The following is a 16058-nucleotide window of genomic DNA, read 5'->3' on the forward strand; positions in this document are numbered from 1 at the left end:
CCCCCCGTCCTCCTAACCCTCGGCTCCCTCCTCACCGCCCTGGGCGCCACCCTCCTAGCCCTAGCCCGCTCCCGCCGCTAACGCCGTACCGAAGAACGGGTAGTAGTCGCCGAGAACCCGAACCTCCAGGCGTACACCCGCCTGCGAACGTCGGCCATCGCCCACCTCTACCCGTCCGTCGGTACGCCGCCCTGTAGCCGACGCCCCGCGGATCTTCACTGGCCCCCCAGCCACTCGTCGCCCGCACCGCGGATCCCCAGGCCATCACAACTGGCCGAATCGCCCCCCGCCCACGCGTGGCTGCCCCGCGAACCCTCATTTGTGATGGCGCGGCGGTCCGCCCCAGCGTTCATTCGGCGCCCGTTTCGGCCCGGCCGCGGCTGGTCGATGCGTTATCCGGTGGATTTTCGTCACCGGTGACGAAAATCCACCGACTAGCAACCCCTCACTCGCCCGGCAACCCTCCAGCTCGAGCGTTATCCCCTGAGATGGTGGGTTGCCCATCGAAATCTCGGAGGGGCAACCCCCCAACTCATGGGGCAACCCCCTGACTGAGGGGGCAACCCCCTGACTGAGGGGGCAGGCTCCTTGGCGGGCAACGATCTCGAACCTCAGCCCCAGCCCGTCAGCCCAGGCGACGTTCACCTCGGTAGCCACAAAGACAGCGTGGCTGGGCGCCGCGATGGCTGAGGTGGATGGTGCGGTCGGCGATCGGGTGATCGTTGCCTGTGGCTGACGGGCTTTGGTCGCTGCCGCGGGAGAGGTTGTTTGCCAAGTGGCCGTCGCCTGTGGTTGGCCGTGTGGGGATGGAATTGGGTCCACCAGACACAACATGCTCCCCAACCGCGGCGCCTGCCCACCAACCACCGTTCCGGCGAACGACCGCACCCGCGGCCTCAGGCACCGTCGGCCGCTGACCCGCGGCGGGTTAGAGGTCGCGGATGAGCATGATTTCGTCGCGGTAGTCGTTGGCGGCGACTCGGATGGCTTGGGGGTGGCGGCCGACGATGCGGTAGCCGAGGGGTTGGTAGAACTTCTCGAGACCGAGGCCGTCGCGGATGGTGAGTTGGAGTTGCTGGAGGCCCAGGTCGGTGGCTGAGCCGCGGAGGCCTTCCATCAGGATGCGGCCGGCGCCGGTGCCTTGGTGTTTCGGGTGGACCATGACGCGCAGGACCGTGCGCCAGTGGGCGTACAGCGTGCTGCCGCGGTTGGAGAGCACACCCATTCCGGCGTACCGCTCGCCGTCGTGCAGTACGCCGAGGAGGTCGATCCCGGTGGCGACCCGGCCGAGCGCGTCATCCAGCGTCTCGGCGATCTGCTCCACCGGTGCCGGTGCGGTGAAGCCGACCGCGCCGCCGGCGTCGGTTGCGGCGACCCAGGTGTCGAGCAGGTCCGCTCGCAATCCGGGATCGAGTGCCTCGTCCGGTTCCACGACCACGTACTTCACGACACCTCCACGTGCGACTGAGTTGCACCTAGTCTAAAGCGTGCCGCGCGGGGACAGTGGTGAGCTTGTCGGGGTTCCGGATCAGGTAGAGCTCGGTGATCAGCTCGCCGGAGGTCTGCACGAAGGCGACCGTGTCGGGCTCGTCGCCGTAGTACACGACGAACGCGATCTCGCCGTTCAGTGCCACCGGCATCAGCTCGAAGCCCGGGTAGGAACTCATCACGCCGAACAGCCAGCGGGCGATCTTCTCGGCGCCCTGGATCGGTTTCAGCGCCGCGGTCTTCTTCCCGCCGCCGTCGCTGATCAGCACCGAGTCCGGGGCCAGCAGCGCGACCACCTTGGCGAAATCGCCGGAACCGGCCGCCTTCATGAACTGCATGGTCAGCTCGGTGTGCCGCGCCTTGTCGACCCGGTGCCGGGGCTGCCGCGCGTGCACATGCCCGCGAGCCCGGTGGGCGAGCTGCCGTACGGCGGCCTCGGACCGACCGAGCGTTTCCGCGATCTCGTCGTACGGCAGGTCGAAGACCTCGCGCAGCACGAACGTCGCGCGCTCCAGCGGGGAAAGCGTCTCCAGTACGACGAGCATCGCCATGCTGACCGAATCCGCCAGCTCGACCGCGGCCTCGGGGTCGGCGTCCGGCGTCTCGCAACGCACGATCGGCTCCGGGAGCCACGGCCCGACGTACTGCTCCCGGCGCGCCTTCTGCTGGCGGAGCCGATTCAGCGCGAGCCGGGTCGTGATCCGGATCAGGTACGCGCGCACATCCCGCACCTCGGAATGATCCACGCCGGCCCAGCGCAGCCAGGTCTCCTGCACGATGTCTTCCGCATCGCTAGCGCTCCCGACCACCCGGTACGCCGCACCCAGCAGCACGACCCGGTGCTCGTCGAACTCCCGCGCCAGCCGCTCGTCCGCCATCCCGCCCACCTCCCGAAGTTTGCCGTACCTACTCCGACACGACAGCCCCATCAGTTGTGACAGCGGATCAGAACAGCGCCATCTGGAGCATGGACAACAGGGCCGCCGTGAGGATCGCTCCGCCGAAGGCCAGGCTGCCGGCGAGCAGTGGATGGGCTTTGCGGAACAGGGCGACCAGGCCCAGGCCGGCCAGCCAGCCGAGCAGGAGGCCGGGTGCGAAGACGAACGCGACGAACACCACCGGGTTGCCGAAGTTGTTGTTCGGGTCCGGCCATCGATCCTCGTAGACTCCGAGTGTTGTCACCGCGAGAATGCCAACCAAGGTCCAGCCGAGGTACACCAGATATGCGCGCTTCATGCACCTCACTGTCCGGCGCGAAGCACCCCGGCGCGTGAGTGGTTCTACCCGACAGCACTGAGTAGTCCTTGGATATTTTTCCAGCCCATGGCATACTCATTCACATGAGCGTGAAGGTGGCGGTGGCCGGGGCCAGTGGTTACGCGGGGGGCGAGCTGCTTCGGTTGCTGACTGCGCACCCTGGGGTCGAGATCGGTGCACTCACCGCCGGCGGGAACGCCGGTACGGCGCTCGGAGCGCATCACCCGCACCTCGTGCCGCTGGCCGGGCGCATCCTGGTCGAGACCACGGCGGAGCAACTCGCCGGTCACGACGTGGTGTTCCTGGCTTTGCCGCATGGACAGTCCGCCGGACTCGCCGAGCAGCTCGGCGAGGACGTCACCGTGATCGACTGCGGCGCGGACTTCCGGCTGACGGAGGCCGAGACGTGGGTGGAGTTCTACGGCGGTGAGCATGCAGGCTCGTGGCCGTACGGGCTCCCGGAGCTGCCCGGTCAGCGGGACAAGCTCCGCGGTTCGCACCGAGTCGCCGTACCGGGTTGCTATCCGACTGTCTCCACCCTCGCGCTGCTGCCCGCGGTCCAGCGTGGCCTGGTCGACCCGACACAGCTGGTCGTGGTCGCCGTCAGCGGGACGTCCGGAGCCGGCAAGGCCCCGAAGGCGCACCTGCTCGGTGCGGAGGTGATGGGCTCCGCATCTGCGTACGGCGTCGGTGGCGTGCACCGCCACACCCCCGAGATCGAGCAGAACCTCACCCCGTACGCCGCTGGCCCGGTGAGCGTCTCGTTCACCCCGGTGCTGGTGCCGATGTCGCGGGGGATCCTCGCGACGTGCAGCGCACCGGTTGCCGAAGGCACTGACCTGGCGACACTGCGGCAGGCCTACGAAGAGGCCTACGCCAACGAACCATTCATTCACCTGCTGCCCGAGGGGCAGTGGCCGCAGACCCAGGCCACCCTCGGCGCGAACACTGTGCAGTTGCAGGTCACGATCGACCAGCGCATCGGCCGCGTCGTCGTCGTGGCCGCGATGGACAACCTCACCAAGGGCACCGCCGGCGCAGCCGTGCAGTGCATGAACCTGGCTCTCGGTCTCGAAGAGACCGTGGCCCTGCCTCTAGTAGGAGTAGCCCCGTGACCGTAGCTGTCACTCCCGCCACCCAAGTCGATCGGAGCGCCGGAGTGACCGCGCCGGCCGGCTTCCGCGCGGCCGGGGTGATCGCCGGGATCAAGCCCGCCGGTACGCCGGACCTCACCGTGGTCGTCAACGACGGACCGCATGACGTGGCCGCCGGTGTCTTCACCACCAACAAGGTGAAGGCCGCACCGGTGCTGTGGTCGCAGCAGGTGCTGACCGCCGGCAAGCTCAAGGCAGTAGTCCTCAACTCTGGTGGCGCGAACGCGTGCACCGGAGCAGAGGGCTTCCAGGACACGCATAAGACCGCAGAGAAGCTGGCTGAGGTTCTGAGCATCGGTGCGGCCGAGGTAGGAGTCTGTTCGACCGGTCTGATCGGTGAGCGGCTGCCGATGGACGCACTGCTCTCCGGCATCGACAAGGCCGTCGCTGAGCTGGCTACCGGTCCAGAGGCTGGCCTCAAAGCTGCCACTGCCGTCATGACGACCGACAACGTGCCGAAGCAGGCCGCACTGACCCACCCGGGCGGGTGGAGCATCGGCGGGTTCGCCAAGGGCGCCGGGATGTGCGCGCCGAACATGGCCACGATGCTCAGCGTGATCACGACCGACGCCGTACTGGATCAGCCGCACCTCGACCACGCGCTGCGGAACGCGGTCGGCAAGACGTTCAACCGGCTCGACGTCGACGGCGGTACGTCGACCAACGACACCGTGCTGTTGCTGAGTTCGGGCGCCTCCGGGGTGACCGTCAGCCCGGACGAGTTCGAGGCCGCCCTGGCCACCCTGGCTGCTGACCTGGTGAAGCAGCTGCAGGCGGACGCCGAGGGTGTGACCAAACACGTCAGCATCACAGTGCAGAACGCGGCCACCGAGGCCGAGGCGCTGGCCGCCGCGAAGATCGTGGCCGAGGACAACCTCTGCAAGACCGCCTTCTTCGCCTCCGACCCGAACTGGGGCCGGATCGCGATGGCCGTCGGCAACGCCCCCACCGCCTTCGACCCGGCACTCCTCGACATCACTTTGAACGGCGCCGCGATCTGCATCGCCGGCGGCAAGGGCGTCGACCGCTCCGAGGCCGACATCAGCGGTCTGGAGATCGACGTGGTGATCGACCTCCACGCCGGCCCGGCCTCCGCGACTGTGCTCACCACCGACCTTTCCCACGCGTACGTCGAAGAGAACTCGGCCTACAGCTCATGACGACCACCACGCACGCGGCTGCGGTTGAGAAGGCTGCCGTACTGACTGAGGCGTTGCCGTGGCTGAAGGAGTTCCACGGCAAGACGATCGTCGTGAAGTACGGCGGGAACGCGATGGTCGACGACGAGCTGAAGCAGGCGTTCGCCTCCGACATCGTGTTCCTCCGGCACTGCGGTGTCCGGGTGGTCGTCGTGCACGGTGGTGGGCCGCAGATCAGCGACATGCTGCACCGGCTCGGCATCGACAGCGAGTTCCGCGGTGGGCTGCGGGTGACGACGCCCGAGGCGATGGACGTGGTCGGCATGGTCCTGGTGGGCAAGGTCGGTCGCGAACTCGTCGGCCTGCTGAACGCGCACGGCCCGTTCGCGGTCGGGATGTCCGGTGAGGACGCCGGGCTGTTCACGGCAGAACGCCGTACGGCGCTCGTCGACGGCGAAGCTGTGGATATCGGCCTGGTCGGTGACGTGGTCGACGTCCGCCCGGAGGCCGTGATCGACCTGATCGACGCCGGCCGGATCCCGGTCGTGTCGACGATCGCGCCGGACGAGGACGGCCTGGCGCACAACGTGAACGCCGACACCGCCGCGTCCGCGCTGGCGGTCGCGCTCGGTGCCTCGAAACTCGTCGTACTGACCGATGTCGCCGGCCTCTACCGCAACTGGCCGGAGAGCGAAGAGATCATCACCCAGATCGACGCGAACGAGCTCGCCGAGCTGCTGCCGTCGCTGGCGTCCGGGATGGTCCCCAAGATGGAGGCCTGCCTGCGCGCAGTGCAGTCCGGCGTCTCGCGCGCCACCGTCATCGACGGCCGCGTCCCGCACTCGCTACTGCTCGAAATCTTCACCGACGCCGGAAGCGGAACCCAGGTGATCCCCTCATGACCGAATTGCTCACTGTCGATGGCACCCAGGCCGCGCTGACCGAGCGGTACGCCGGTGCCCTGATGAACACGTTCGGTGCGCCGAAGCGGGTGCTGATCCGCGGCGAGGGCGCTTACCTGTGGGATGCCGACGGCAACAAGTACCTCGATCTGCTCGGCGGCCTCGCGGTGAACTGCCTCGGCCACGCGCATCCGTTCGTGGTCTCCGCGGTGACCTCACAGCTCGCCACCCTCGGCCACGTCTCGAACTTCTTCGCCTCCGCACCGCAGATCGCGCTGGCCGAGAAACTGCTCAGTCTCTTCGATGCCCCCGGCAAGGTGTTCTTCACGAACTCCGGCACCGAGGCGAACGAGGCGGCGTTCAAGATCACCCGGCGGACCGGCCGGACCAAGATCGTCTCCACCATCGGCGCCTTCCACGGCCGCACGATGGGCGCCCTCGCGGTGACCTGGAAACCGGCGTACCGGGAGCTCTTCGCGCCGCTGCCGGGTGACGTCACCTTCGTCCCGTACGGCGACGCCGAGGCGCTCGCGGCCGCAGTCGACGACGAGACGGCGGCCGTCGTACTGGAACCGATCCAGGGCGAGAACGGCGTCGTCGTACCGCCGGACGGCTACCTGCAGGCGGCGCGGCGGATCACCTCCGAGCACGGGGCGCTGCTGTGGCTCGACGAGATCCAGACCGGCGTCGGGCGGACCGGCACGTGGTTCGCGTTCCAGTCCGAGGGCATCACGCCAGACCTCGTGACGCTGGCGAAGGGGCTCGGTGCCGGGATACCGATCGGTGCCTGCGTCGGCCTCGGCGCGGCGGCAGACCTGCTGCAGCCGGGCAACCACGGTACGACGTTCGGCGGCAACCCGGTCGCCGCGATCGCCGGGCTCGCGGTGCTGACCGTGATCGAGCGGGACGGCCTGCTCGCCCAGGTCAATGCCGTCGGCAACCATCTCGCGTCGTCGCTGATCGCACTCGACCACCCGATGATCGCCGGGGTCCGCGGACGCGGGCTGCTGCTCGCGATCGAGCTGACCCAACCGGTCTCGGACCAGGTCGCGGCGCTCGCGCTGGAGGCCGGGTTCGTCATCAACAACCCGATCCCGAACGCGTTGCGGCTGGCGCCGCCGTACATCCTCAGCAAGGCTGACGCCGACAGCTTCGTCGCCGCCCTCCCGGGGCTCCTCGACCAGGTGGTGATCCCATGACCGTTCGGCACTTTCTCAGGGACGACGACCTCAGCCCGGTGGAGCAGGACGAGGTGCTGACGCTTGCGCAGCAGCTGACCGGGGATCGGTACGGGCATCAGCCGCTGGCCGGGCCGAAGTCCGTCGCGGTGATCTTCGACAAGGCATCCACCCGGACGCGGATCTCGTTCGCCGTCGGAATCGCCGAGCTCGGTGGCGCCTCGCTGATCATCGACGCGCAGACCTCGCAGATGGGCCGCGGCGAGCCGATCGCCGACACCGCTCGCGTGCTCGACCGGCAGGTGGCCGCGATCGTCTGGCGGACCGCCGGGCAGACACGGATCGACGAGATGGCCGCGGCCTCGCGGGTACCGGTCGTCAACGCGCTCACCGACGAGTTCCACCCGTGCCAGATCCTCGCCGACCTGCTCACCGTCCGGCAGCACAAGGGCGCGACAGCAGGCCTCAAGCTCGTCTACTTCGGCGACGGCGCGAACAACATGGCCCACTCGTACCTCCTCGGCGGTGCGACCGCCGGGATGCACGTGGTCGTCGCATCGCCCGCGGACTTCCAGCCGGATCCGGCCATCCTGGCTCGCGCAGCCGAGATCGCGGCCGAAACAGGTGGCTCGGCAGCGTGGACCGACGACCCGTACGCCGCTGTCGACGGCGCCGATGTGATCGCCACCGACACCTGGGTGTCGATGGGGCAGGAGGCGTCAGCGTCCGAGCGCGAGGCGCCGTTCGTGCCGTACTCGGTGACCGAACAGCTGGTCGCGAAGGCCAAGGACGATGCGATCGTGCTGCATTGCCTCCCCGCGTACCGGGGCAAAGAGATCGAGGCCGCGGTCCTCGACGGGCCACAATCGGTCGTGTGGGACGAAGCAGAGAACCGGTTGCACGCGCAGAAGGCGCTGCTGTCGTGGCTGCTGGCTAGGAGCTTTCAAGGATGACCGAGCGAAGCGAGCTCCTCAATAGACACAGTGCGGTTCCGACTACCAAGACCGCCCGGCAGCAGCGGATCGTGGACCTGCTCGGCCGTCAGCCGGTGCGGTCGCAGACCGAGCTGGCCGACCTGCTGTCGGCCTCCGGGCTGGTGGTCGGCCAGGCGACGTTGTCCCGCGACCTGGTCGAGATCGGAGCGGTCAAGGTCCGGGATTCCTCCGGCCAGCAGGTGTACGCCGTACCGGGGGAGGGCGGTGACCGCACCCCGCGCGCTGGCGAGGCGGCCGCATTCGAGGCCCGGCTGGCGCGCGTAGCGTCCGAGCTGCTGGTCTCGGCCGAGGGCAGCGCCAACCTGGTCATCCTGCGAACCCCGCCGGGAGCGGCCCAGTACCTCGCGTCGGCGATCGACCACGTGGGACTGGACGACGTTCTCGGCACCATCGCCGGCGACGACACCGTCATGATCGTCAGCCGCAACCCGTCCGGCGGCGAGGCCCTGGCTGCGCGTCTGCTGTCACTGGCCGCCCGAGAGCCCCGGTAGCGAACGCTCCCGCCGGTTCGCGCCAAGTACGAGGCGACGGTAGACCGGCGAAGGGGGAACACGGGATGGACGACTGGTTCGCGGCACAGGTGGAACAACATGGACCGGACATCCATGCCTACCTGAGCCGCCGGACGGCCGGCGGAGTCGCGGACGACTTGCTGGGGGACGTGTGGGTGGCCGCGTACGGCGGGCGCTCCGGATTCGACCCGGATCTCGGGACGCCGCGCGCGTGGCTGTTCGGCGTCGCCCGGCACGTTCTGCACGGCTACTACCGCAAGCACCGCCTCCGCAGCACCATGGCTCGCGTCATCGGTATCGACCGCCCGGTCGACGAGACCGCCGCGATCGACTCCCGTCTGGACGCCGCAGCGCTCGCACCGCAGCTGCGCACCGGCCTGCGGGCGCTGCCGGCGGCTGAACGCGAACTGCTGCTCCTGGTGGCCTGGGAGAACCTCAGCCCGACCGAAGCGGCGCAGGTGCTCGGCATCCCCGCCGGTACTGCCAGGTCCCGCCTGCACCGCGCCAGACAACGCATGGACGAACGCCTCTCCGGTTCGGCCCAAGTAGAGGACGAAACCACCCGACAGGAGGCCGACCGATGAACGACGACAACTGGACCACGCTGCAGTCCGCGGGCAAGGTCCCGCCGCCCTCACCCGAGGTGCTCGCCCACGCTACTCAGCGCGTTGCGAAGGTCGCAGCCGGCAGCACCCGGCGCCGTACCGTGCGCCGCTTCCTGGCACCCGTCCTGGCAACTGCGGCGACCGCAGCGGTCATCGGCGTCGTAGCGCTGCAGCAGGGCGGCACCCCCACCGCGCTACCGGTCGCACCGGCCACGACCCCTACCACCTACCCCCCGAGCAAGCCGCTGGGTGACCCCAACGTCTCGCACTCCTGCGCTTACCCACTCTCGCCGGAGCGGTTCGCCAAGGTGCCGGTCGCCTTCGATGGCACCGTCCTCTCCGCCGTGAAGATCCCCGAGACCCAGGACGCCGGGTTGACGACCTGGAACGTGACCTTCGTGGTGAACGAGTGGTTCCGGCCGAGCAGTGGCAAGCAGCAGTTCACCGTGCAGATGGGGATCGGGCCGGGCCACCAGGTCCAGACGAGCGTGACCCACGGCTACGAGATCGGTGATCGGCTCCTGATCTCCGGGGCGCCGAGAACAGAAGGCGGCGACCCGATGGACCGGCCGTGGGCCGGCGTCTGCGACTTCAGCCGGACGTACGACGTACCGACCGCCGACACCTGGCGGAAGATCTTGAGTAAGTGACTGAGAGGATGGCTTGGTGAGTTCAGGTGAGAGTGCGGCCCTGTGGGGCGGACGGTTCGCGGGCGGGCCGGCCGACGCGTTGGCGGCGTTGAGCAAGTCGACACACTTCGACTGGCGGCTGGCGCCGTACGACATCGCGGGGTCCAAGGCCCACGCCAAGGTGCTGCACCGAGCGGGGCTGCTGACCGACGCGGACCTGGACGCGATGCTGGCCGGGCTGGACGGTCTGCTGGCCGATGTCCTCAGCGGTGCGTTTCTGCCCGCTGAGGACGACGAGGACGTGCACACCGCGCTGGAGCGTGGGCTGCTGGAGCGCCTCGGGGCTGAGCTGGGTGGGCGGCTGCGCGCCGGCCGCTCCCGCAACGACCAGGTCGCCACGCTGTTCAAGAGCTACCTGCGAGAGCACGGCCGCATCATCGCCCGCCTGGTGCTGGAGCAGGTCAACACGCTCGCCGACCAGGCCGAGAAGCACCTCGGTGTGGCCATGCCCGGCCGGACGCACCTGCAGCACGCACAGCCGGTCCTGCTCTCGCATCACCTGCTCGCACACGCCTGGCCGCTGATCCGCGACCTGGATCGGCTCGCCGACTGGGACGCCCGCGTCGCCGCCGACTCGCCGTACGGGTCAGGTGCTCTGGCCGGCAGCTCGCTCGGGCTGGACCCGCAGTACGTCGCGACCGAGCTCGGCTTCACGAACTCCTCGGCGAACTCGATCGACGGTACGGCGTCCCGGGACTTCGTCGCGGAGTTCGCCTTCGTCACCGCACAGGTCGGGATCGACCTGTCCCGGCAGGCCGAGGAGGTGATCATCTGGGCGACGAAGGAGTTCGGTTTCGTCGAGCTGGACGACGCGTACTCGACCGGGTCGAGCATCATGCCGCAGAAGAAGAACCCGGATATCGCCGAGCTCGCCCGCGGCAAGGCCGGTCGCCTGATCGGCAACCTGAGCGGACTGCTCGCGACCCTGAAGGCGCAGCCACTGGCCTACAACCGCGACCTGCAGGAGGACAAGGAGCCGGTCTTCGACTCCATCGACACCCTCGAGGTGCTGCTGCCCGCGTTCACCGGGATGATCCGGACACTGCGCTTCAACACCGAGCGCCTCGAGGAGCTGGCCCCGCAGGGCTTCTCCCTCGCCACTGACATCGCCGAGTGGCTGGTCCGGCAGCAGGTCCCGTTCCGGGTCGCGCACGAGCTGGCCGGTGCCTGCGTCCAGGAGTGCGAGAAGCGCGGCATCGAGCTGTGGGACCTCACTGACGAGGACCTCGCGGCCATCTCACCGCTACTCACGCCGGACGTCCGCACAGTGCTGACCGTCGAAGGCTCACTCGCCTCCCGCAACACCCGCGGTGGCACCTCCGTAGACCAGGTCACCCACCAGCTGGCCGAACTGCACGCCCGAGCCGCCCAGTACACCGCCCGCCTCCGCTGAGCATGCGCCGTACGCAACTAGCGGGGCCCGTCCTCGACGTCGCCCCGCTACTGCTCGGCACTGTCCTCCGCAGTACGACGGCGGAGGGCACGGTCGCCGTCCGCATCACCGAGGTCGAGGCCTACGACGGCCCCAACGACCCCGGCTCGCACGCCTACCGCGGCGAAACCCCACGCAACGCCGTCATGTTCGGCCCACCAGGCTTCCTCTACGTCTACTTCACCTACGGCATGCACTTCTGCATGAACATCGGAACCGGCCCCACCGGCACACCCTCAGCCGTCCTCCTCCGAGCCGGCGAAGTAATCGAGGGAGTGGAACTCGCCCGACACCGCCGCGGTGTGGTTCCTGCTCTGATCGGAACCGGTGGTGTTCTGCCCGGGCCGGTACGCAAGCGGCCGGCTGCCAACCCGGATCGCGATCTGGCGCGCGGGCCGGCGCGGATGTGTGTTGCTCTTGGCATCGATCGGGAGCACAACGGAGTCGACCTACTGGCCAAGGACTCCCCGGTGCGCCTGCTCGACGGGCCCGGCTTCGACGGTACGCCGTCCACCGGGCCGCGGGTGGGTCTCCGCGAAGCACCTGATTGGTGCTGGCGGTTCTGGATCCCCAACGACCCGACAGTCTCGCCGTACCGTCCGCACGTCCCGAAGCGTCGCGCCTAGCGGTTTGCCAGCTCCACGACGTACTCCAGCTGCGGCAGCCCGTGCTCGACCTCCGGGTCCGGGAACAGTCCGATGTGGTGCACCCCAGCAGCCTCCAACTGATCCAGGTGCGCGGCCGCGTCCTCGACAGTCCCGACCGCACCGATCGCCGTCCACCAGTCGACCGGCATCCCGACCAGACCCGCGTCACCGGACTCGGCGTACAACTTCTCCAGCTCATCGAAGAACGGCAGCGCAGCAACCCCGGCGTACTTCGTGCGGATCCGCTCACCCAGCCACGGCGCAGTCCACTCGTACGCCGCCTTCCGGTCCGGCCGCACGCACATCGCCGTGAACGCGGCGACCACGAACCCCTCCGGATTCCCAGCGAGCTCCAGCGACTGCGTCACGTACGCCGGAGTGGCCGGCTCGGCCAGCACCAGCCCACCGCCGACCCGTCCGGCCAGCGCCATCGACTTCGGCCCCATCACACCCAGCAGAATCGGCGGCGGCGTCACCGGGGGAGTGTCGAGCTGCACGTCCTTCAGGTACACCGTCTTGCCCTCGAAGGTGACCTTCTCGCCGGCCAGCAGCCGAGTGACCGTACTCGTCACCTCGTCGAGTGCAGTGAGTGGCGACTTCGCCCGGACGCCCATCTGCCCCATCCACTCCTGCACACCGTGCCCGATCCCCGGCAGAAAACGCCCCGGCGCCAGGGCCTCCAGCGTCGCGAACTCCATCGCTGTGACAGCTGCGGTCCGCGCCACTGCAGGCACGATCCCGAGTCCCACAGTCAGGCGCTCGGTCGACGCCAACGCAGCGGCCACCAGCGACGGCCCGGCGGTGTAGAAGCAGTCCTCGATGATCCATAGCTCGTCGGCGCCACCAGCCTCGAGCCGGCGGGCCACATCGGTCACGAGAGCGGCAGGGAAAGTCCGGGGGAAGCACATCCCGACAGCAGCGGAGGTCTGAGTCATGCGACGACGGTAGACGCTGCGTCCGACAGTCCGGCACCGACAGTTCGGTAAAGGTCTGTCCAGGCGTCAGCTCAGGTGCGCGTAGCGGCCCCGCCTACGGGTAGGTTTCGGGTATGGCCCGTCCGCACTACGCGTCCCGTCTCGAGGACTGGTTCAACCTCGGGGTGCAGGCGATTCTCCGGCGCCGAGGGTGGCGTGAGCGGATCATCCCGCAGGTCGGTTACGGCACCACGGAGTACGTCCGGGTGCTGGCCCGCGTCGTACTGGGCCGGGACCCGCGCAGCCAGCCGCGGTTCGACGAGGACCAGGTGGTGCGGGGCTGGCGGGTCTTCGTCACCGCGCCGGCAGTGAAGGTCGCAGTGACCGTCACGGTCGAGGGCCAGACGTTCGACGCCGTCACCGACCGGGGCGGCCTGGTCGACCTCACCGTGCCGGTGGTGCTGCCGCCGGGGTGGCACGAGATCAATCTCGGTGTGCACGGCGAGCGGCAGGCCAGAGCGAGCATCTTCGTCCCCGATCCGGACGCAAAATTCGGACTGCTCAGCGATATCGACGACACCGTCATCCTGACGATGCTGCCGCGCCCGCTGATCGCAGCCTGGAACACGTTCGTCCGCGAGGAGCAGGCGCGCCGCGTCGTGCCCGGGATGGCGGAGATGTACCAGGAGCTGCTGGCCGACCACCCGGGTGCGCCGATCTTCTACCTGAGCACCGGCGCCTGGAACACAGCACCGACCCTCACTCGCTTCCTCGCCCGGCACGGCTACCCGCTCGGCCCACTCCTGATGACGGACTGGGGGCCGACCAACACGGGCTGGTTCCGCAGCGGCCAGGAGCACAAACGAACCGCACTGCGCCGGCTGGCCCGCGAGTTCCCGGACGTGCGCTGGGTGCTCATCGGTGACGACGGACAGCACGACCCACAGCTGTACGGCGATTTTGCGCAGTCGCACCCGGATCACGTGCGAGCGATCGGCATCCGGCAGCTGACCCCGGCTGAGCAGGTGCTGTCCCACGGTCTGCCCGTGCCGAACCAGGACCCCGGTGCGCACGATCCGCACCGGCCGACGGCGGCAACAGTGCAGGGGCCGGACGGTCATGCGCTCCGGCCGCAGCTGCGCGACATCCTCACCCGGCCAGAGCCCAGTTAGGTCCGGCTCCTCGTCGTACAGGACACTTGGGATGTACCGACGTACTGAGGAGAACAAGTGACCGACAGCGGGACCGCACGCCGTACCCAGGTGTTGGACGAGCTGGAGAGCCGCGGTTTGATCGCGCACTCCACCGATCCGGACGCGCTGCGCAGCGCTATGGCGGACGGACCGATCACCTCGTATGTCGGCTTCGACCCCACGGCGCCCAGCCTGCACATGGGCAACCTGCTGCAGTTGCTGACACTGCGCCGGCTCCAGCTGGCCGGTCACAACCCGATCGGTCTGGTCGGCGGTGCCACCGGACTGATCGGTGACCCCAAGGAGAGCTCCGAGCGAGTACTGAACCCGAAGGACCTCGTGGCCCAGTGGGTCGAGCGGGTCCGCGGGCAGGTGGAGAAGTTCGTCGACTTCGACGAGTCGCTGCCGAACCCGGCCCGGATCGTCAACAACTACGACTGGACCAAGGACCTCAACACCCTCGACTTCCTGCGGGACATCGGCAAGCACTTCCCGGTGAACCGGATGCTCGGACGCGAGGTGGTCAAGGCGCGGCTGGAGCAGGGGATCAGCTACACGGAGTTCAGCTACGTGCTGCTGCAGTCGCTGGACTACCTGGAGCTGTACCGCCGGCACGGCTGCACACTGCAGACCGGTGGCAGCGACCAGTGGGGCAACCTGACGGCCGGTGTGGAGCTCATTCGACGTTCCGACGCAGGCAAGGCGCATGCGCTGGCCACGCCACTGGTGACCAAGGCGGACGGGACGAAGTTCGGCAAGACGGAGTCCGGCACAGTGTGGCTCGACCGTGAGCTGACTTCGCCGTACGCCTTCTACCAGTTCTGGTTCAACACCGACGACCGCGACGTGATGCAGCTGGTGCGGTACTACACCTTCCGCACCGCCGAGGAGATCGCAGAGCTCGAGCTGGCGACTGCTGAGCGACCACATGCTCGGGAAGCGCAGCGAGTGCTCGCAGAGGACGTTACGACGCTGGTGCACGGTGAGGGGGAGACCCGCGCTGTGCAGGAGGCGTCGAAGGCGCTCTTCGGCCAGGGGGAGCTAGCCGCGTTGGATGGCGACACCCTGCGGGCCGCACTGCGCGAGGCACCACATGTCGAACTAGGCGCCGGCGAAGCGATGCCGACGTACGGCGATCTGCTGGTGAAGTCCGGCCTGGTGGCCAGCAAGTCGGCCGCCCGCCGCACGGTGGCCGAAGGTGGCGGGTACCTGAACAACGAGAAAGTGAAGGACGCCGAGTACGTGCCGGGGGCGGACGATCTGCTGCCTGGTGGCGTGCTCGTCCTGCGCCGTGGGAAGCGTTCGTTCGCAGGGGTTCTGCACTCGCACAACTAGGTTGCCGGGGGCAAATTACAGCCTTGTGATTCAGCCCACCGATAACCGATTTGACCGTCTACCCGCCAGCCACGTAATGTTCTTCTTGTTGGAAGCGAGTGCAGGACGCTGAAGCGGCCGGACCTTCCAACCCCCTCGAAGCTCAAGCAGCTGAAACGTGTCTCCGGACTCGGGTCAGGCCACTGGCTCATGGGGAGCGAGTCGGAAAAATCAAGACTTGACTTGGTGGATCCACTCCGGTAAAGTACTGCAGGTTGCCCCGGAAGCCTGAACTGCAAAGTTCAGCTGCGGTGAGCGTCCGATTCTTGAGAACTCAACAGCGTGCCGAAAGTCAATGCCGAAATTTAGCATTAACCCCGTGCATAGACACATCGTGTCTGTGTTCGGATTCCTTTGAATGTAATTTCTGGATTCAGTCAGTTTGATTGTCTCTGATGTTCAAAGGATCAACCGAAGTTGTTGACTCTGTCGGATCCTCTTGAGGGTTCGGCTTGTCTATATTTTTCAACGGAGAGTTTGATCCTGGCTCAGGACGAACGCTGGCGGCGTGCTTAACACATGCAAGTCGAGCGGTAAGGCCCCTTCGGGGGTACACGAGCGGCGAACGGGTGAGTAACA

Annotated in this window: 16 protein-coding genes and 1 rRNA gene; 13 read left to right on the forward strand and 4 right to left on the reverse strand. The window is 68.1% G+C overall.

The window, feature by feature from the left end:
* Nucleotides 1-928: 928 nt before the first annotated feature.
* The 3 genes from E1261_RS34185 to E1261_RS34195 all read right to left on the reverse strand — a co-directional run bounded on the left by E1261_RS34185 (nt 929) and on the right by E1261_RS34195 (nt 2724).
* Nucleotides 929-1447, reverse strand: coding sequence for a GNAT family N-acetyltransferase (locus E1261_RS34185; protein WP_132413836.1), 519 nt, complete (start codon nt 1445-1447; stop codon nt 929-931).
* A gap of 28 nt (nt 1448-1475) precedes the next feature.
* On the reverse strand, nt 1476-2366 hold the full coding sequence (locus E1261_RS34190; RefSeq protein ID WP_132413837.1) for an RNA polymerase sigma-70 factor: 891 nt from the start codon (nt 2364-2366) through the stop codon (nt 1476-1478).
* Between the two features lie 67 nt (nt 2367-2433).
* On the reverse strand, nt 2434-2724 hold the full coding sequence (locus tag E1261_RS34195) for a hypothetical protein (protein ID WP_132413838.1): 291 nt from the start codon (nt 2722-2724) through the stop codon (nt 2434-2436).
* A gap of 104 nt (nt 2725-2828) precedes the next feature.
* On the opposite strand from E1261_RS34195, the gene argC reads away from it, so the two are divergent.
* The 10 genes from argC to E1261_RS34245 all read left to right on the forward strand — a co-directional run bounded on the left by argC (nt 2829) and on the right by E1261_RS34245 (nt 11977).
* Nucleotides 2829-3860, forward strand: a complete 1032-nt coding sequence (gene argC / locus E1261_RS34200) for an N-acetyl-gamma-glutamyl-phosphate reductase (RefSeq protein ID WP_132413839.1) — start codon at nt 2829-2831, stop codon at nt 3858-3860.
* Entirely contained in the window at nt 3857-5059 is a 1203-nt protein-coding gene (argJ, locus tag E1261_RS34205; RefSeq protein ID WP_132413840.1) for a bifunctional glutamate N-acetyltransferase/amino-acid acetyltransferase ArgJ, read from the forward strand. Before argC ends, argJ begins: the two co-directional genes overlap by 4 nt.
* Nucleotides 5056-5940, forward strand: coding sequence for an acetylglutamate kinase (argB, locus tag E1261_RS34210; RefSeq protein WP_132413841.1), 885 nt, complete (start codon nt 5056-5058; stop codon nt 5938-5940). Before argJ ends, argB begins: the two co-directional genes overlap by 4 nt.
* Complete coding sequence (locus tag E1261_RS34215; protein ID WP_132413842.1) at nt 5937-7139, forward strand: acetylornithine transaminase; 1203 nt, start codon at nt 5937-5939, stop codon at nt 7137-7139. The genes argB and E1261_RS34215 overlap by 4 nt, the downstream gene beginning before the upstream one ends.
* Complete coding sequence (gene argF, locus E1261_RS34220) at nt 7136-8071, forward strand: ornithine carbamoyltransferase (RefSeq protein ID WP_132413843.1); 936 nt, start codon at nt 7136-7138, stop codon at nt 8069-8071. The genes E1261_RS34215 and argF overlap by 4 nt, the downstream gene beginning before the upstream one ends.
* Nucleotides 8068-8604, forward strand: a complete 537-nt coding sequence (locus E1261_RS34225) for an arginine repressor (RefSeq protein WP_132413844.1) — start codon at nt 8068-8070, stop codon at nt 8602-8604. The genes argF and E1261_RS34225 overlap by 4 nt, the downstream gene beginning before the upstream one ends.
* Nucleotides 8605-8669: 65 nt before the next feature.
* Entirely contained in the window at nt 8670-9209 is a 540-nt protein-coding gene (locus E1261_RS34230; RefSeq protein ID WP_132413845.1) for an RNA polymerase sigma factor, read from the forward strand.
* Complete coding sequence (locus tag E1261_RS34235) at nt 9206-9880, forward strand: hypothetical protein (RefSeq protein WP_132413846.1); 675 nt, start codon at nt 9206-9208, stop codon at nt 9878-9880. The genes E1261_RS34230 and E1261_RS34235 overlap by 4 nt, the downstream gene beginning before the upstream one ends.
* A 16-nt stretch (nt 9881-9896) precedes the next feature.
* Entirely contained in the window at nt 9897-11312 is a 1416-nt protein-coding gene (gene argH, locus E1261_RS34240) for an argininosuccinate lyase (protein WP_238176598.1), read from the forward strand.
* 2 nt (nt 11313-11314) lie between these two features.
* Nucleotides 11315-11977: a DNA-3-methyladenine glycosylase gene (locus E1261_RS34245; RefSeq protein WP_132413848.1), complete on the forward strand. Its 663-nt coding sequence runs from the start codon at nt 11315-11317 to the stop codon at nt 11975-11977.
* Here E1261_RS34245 and E1261_RS34250 read toward each other — a convergent pair.
* A complete protein-coding gene (locus tag E1261_RS34250; protein ID WP_238176599.1) occupies nt 11974-12933 on the reverse strand; it encodes an LLM class flavin-dependent oxidoreductase in 960 nt (319 codons plus the stop codon). The genes E1261_RS34245 and E1261_RS34250 overlap by 4 nt on opposite strands.
* Before the next feature lie 113 nt (nt 12934-13046).
* Here E1261_RS34250 and E1261_RS34255 point away from each other — a divergent pair, with 113 nt between their 5' ends.
* The 3 genes from E1261_RS34255 to E1261_RS34265 form a co-directional block, all read left to right on the forward strand.
* Nucleotides 13047-14084, forward strand: coding sequence for an App1 family protein (locus E1261_RS34255; RefSeq protein ID WP_132413849.1), 1038 nt, complete (start codon nt 13047-13049; stop codon nt 14082-14084).
* A 57-nt stretch (nt 14085-14141) separates the two neighbouring features.
* Nucleotides 14142-15440: a tyrosine--tRNA ligase gene (gene tyrS, locus E1261_RS34260; RefSeq protein ID WP_132413850.1), complete on the forward strand. Its 1299-nt coding sequence runs from the start codon at nt 14142-14144 to the stop codon at nt 15438-15440.
* Nucleotides 15441-15944: 504 nt separating this feature from the next.
* A 16S ribosomal RNA gene (locus tag E1261_RS34265) occupies nt 15945-16058 on the forward strand; the annotation flags it as partial.

Origin of the sequence: Kribbella albertanoniae (genome assembly GCF_004348455.1) — a bacterium.
GTDB classification, from domain to species: Bacteria; Actinomycetota; Actinomycetes; order Propionibacteriales; family Kribbellaceae; genus Kribbella; species Kribbella albertanoniae.

Bases quoted from the DNA above. Each gene is read 5' to 3' on its own strand.
- E1261_RS34190 (WP_132413837.1), bottom strand. From the start codon at position 2,366: ATGGCGGACGAGCGGCTGGCGCGGGAGTTCGACGAGCACCGGGTCGTG.
- E1261_RS34195 (WP_132413838.1), bottom strand. From the start codon at position 2,724: ATGAAGCGCGCATATCTGGTGTACCTCGGCTGGACCTTGGTTGGCATT.
- argC (WP_132413839.1), top strand. From the start codon at position 2,829: ATGAGCGTGAAGGTGGCGGTGGCCGGGGCCAGTGGTTACGCGGGGGGC.
- argB (WP_132413841.1), top strand. From the start codon at position 5,056: ATGACGACCACCACGCACGCGGCTGCGGTTGAGAAGGCTGCCGTACTG.
- E1261_RS34215 (WP_132413842.1), top strand. From the start codon at position 5,937: ATGACCGAATTGCTCACTGTCGATGGCACCCAGGCCGCGCTGACCGAG.
- argF (WP_132413843.1), top strand. From the start codon at position 7,136: ATGACCGTTCGGCACTTTCTCAGGGACGACGACCTCAGCCCGGTGGAG.
- E1261_RS34225 (WP_132413844.1), top strand. From the start codon at position 8,068: ATGACCGAGCGAAGCGAGCTCCTCAATAGACACAGTGCGGTTCCGACT.
- E1261_RS34230 (WP_132413845.1), top strand. From the start codon at position 8,670: ATGGACGACTGGTTCGCGGCACAGGTGGAACAACATGGACCGGACATC.
- E1261_RS34235 (WP_132413846.1), top strand. From the start codon at position 9,206: ATGAACGACGACAACTGGACCACGCTGCAGTCCGCGGGCAAGGTCCCG.
- E1261_RS34245 (WP_132413848.1), top strand. From the start codon at position 11,315: ATGCGCCGTACGCAACTAGCGGGGCCCGTCCTCGACGTCGCCCCGCTA.
- E1261_RS34250 (WP_238176599.1), bottom strand. From the start codon at position 12,933: ATGACTCAGACCTCCGCTGCTGTCGGGATGTGCTTCCCCCGGACTTTC.
- E1261_RS34255 (WP_132413849.1), top strand. From the start codon at position 13,047: ATGGCCCGTCCGCACTACGCGTCCCGTCTCGAGGACTGGTTCAACCTC.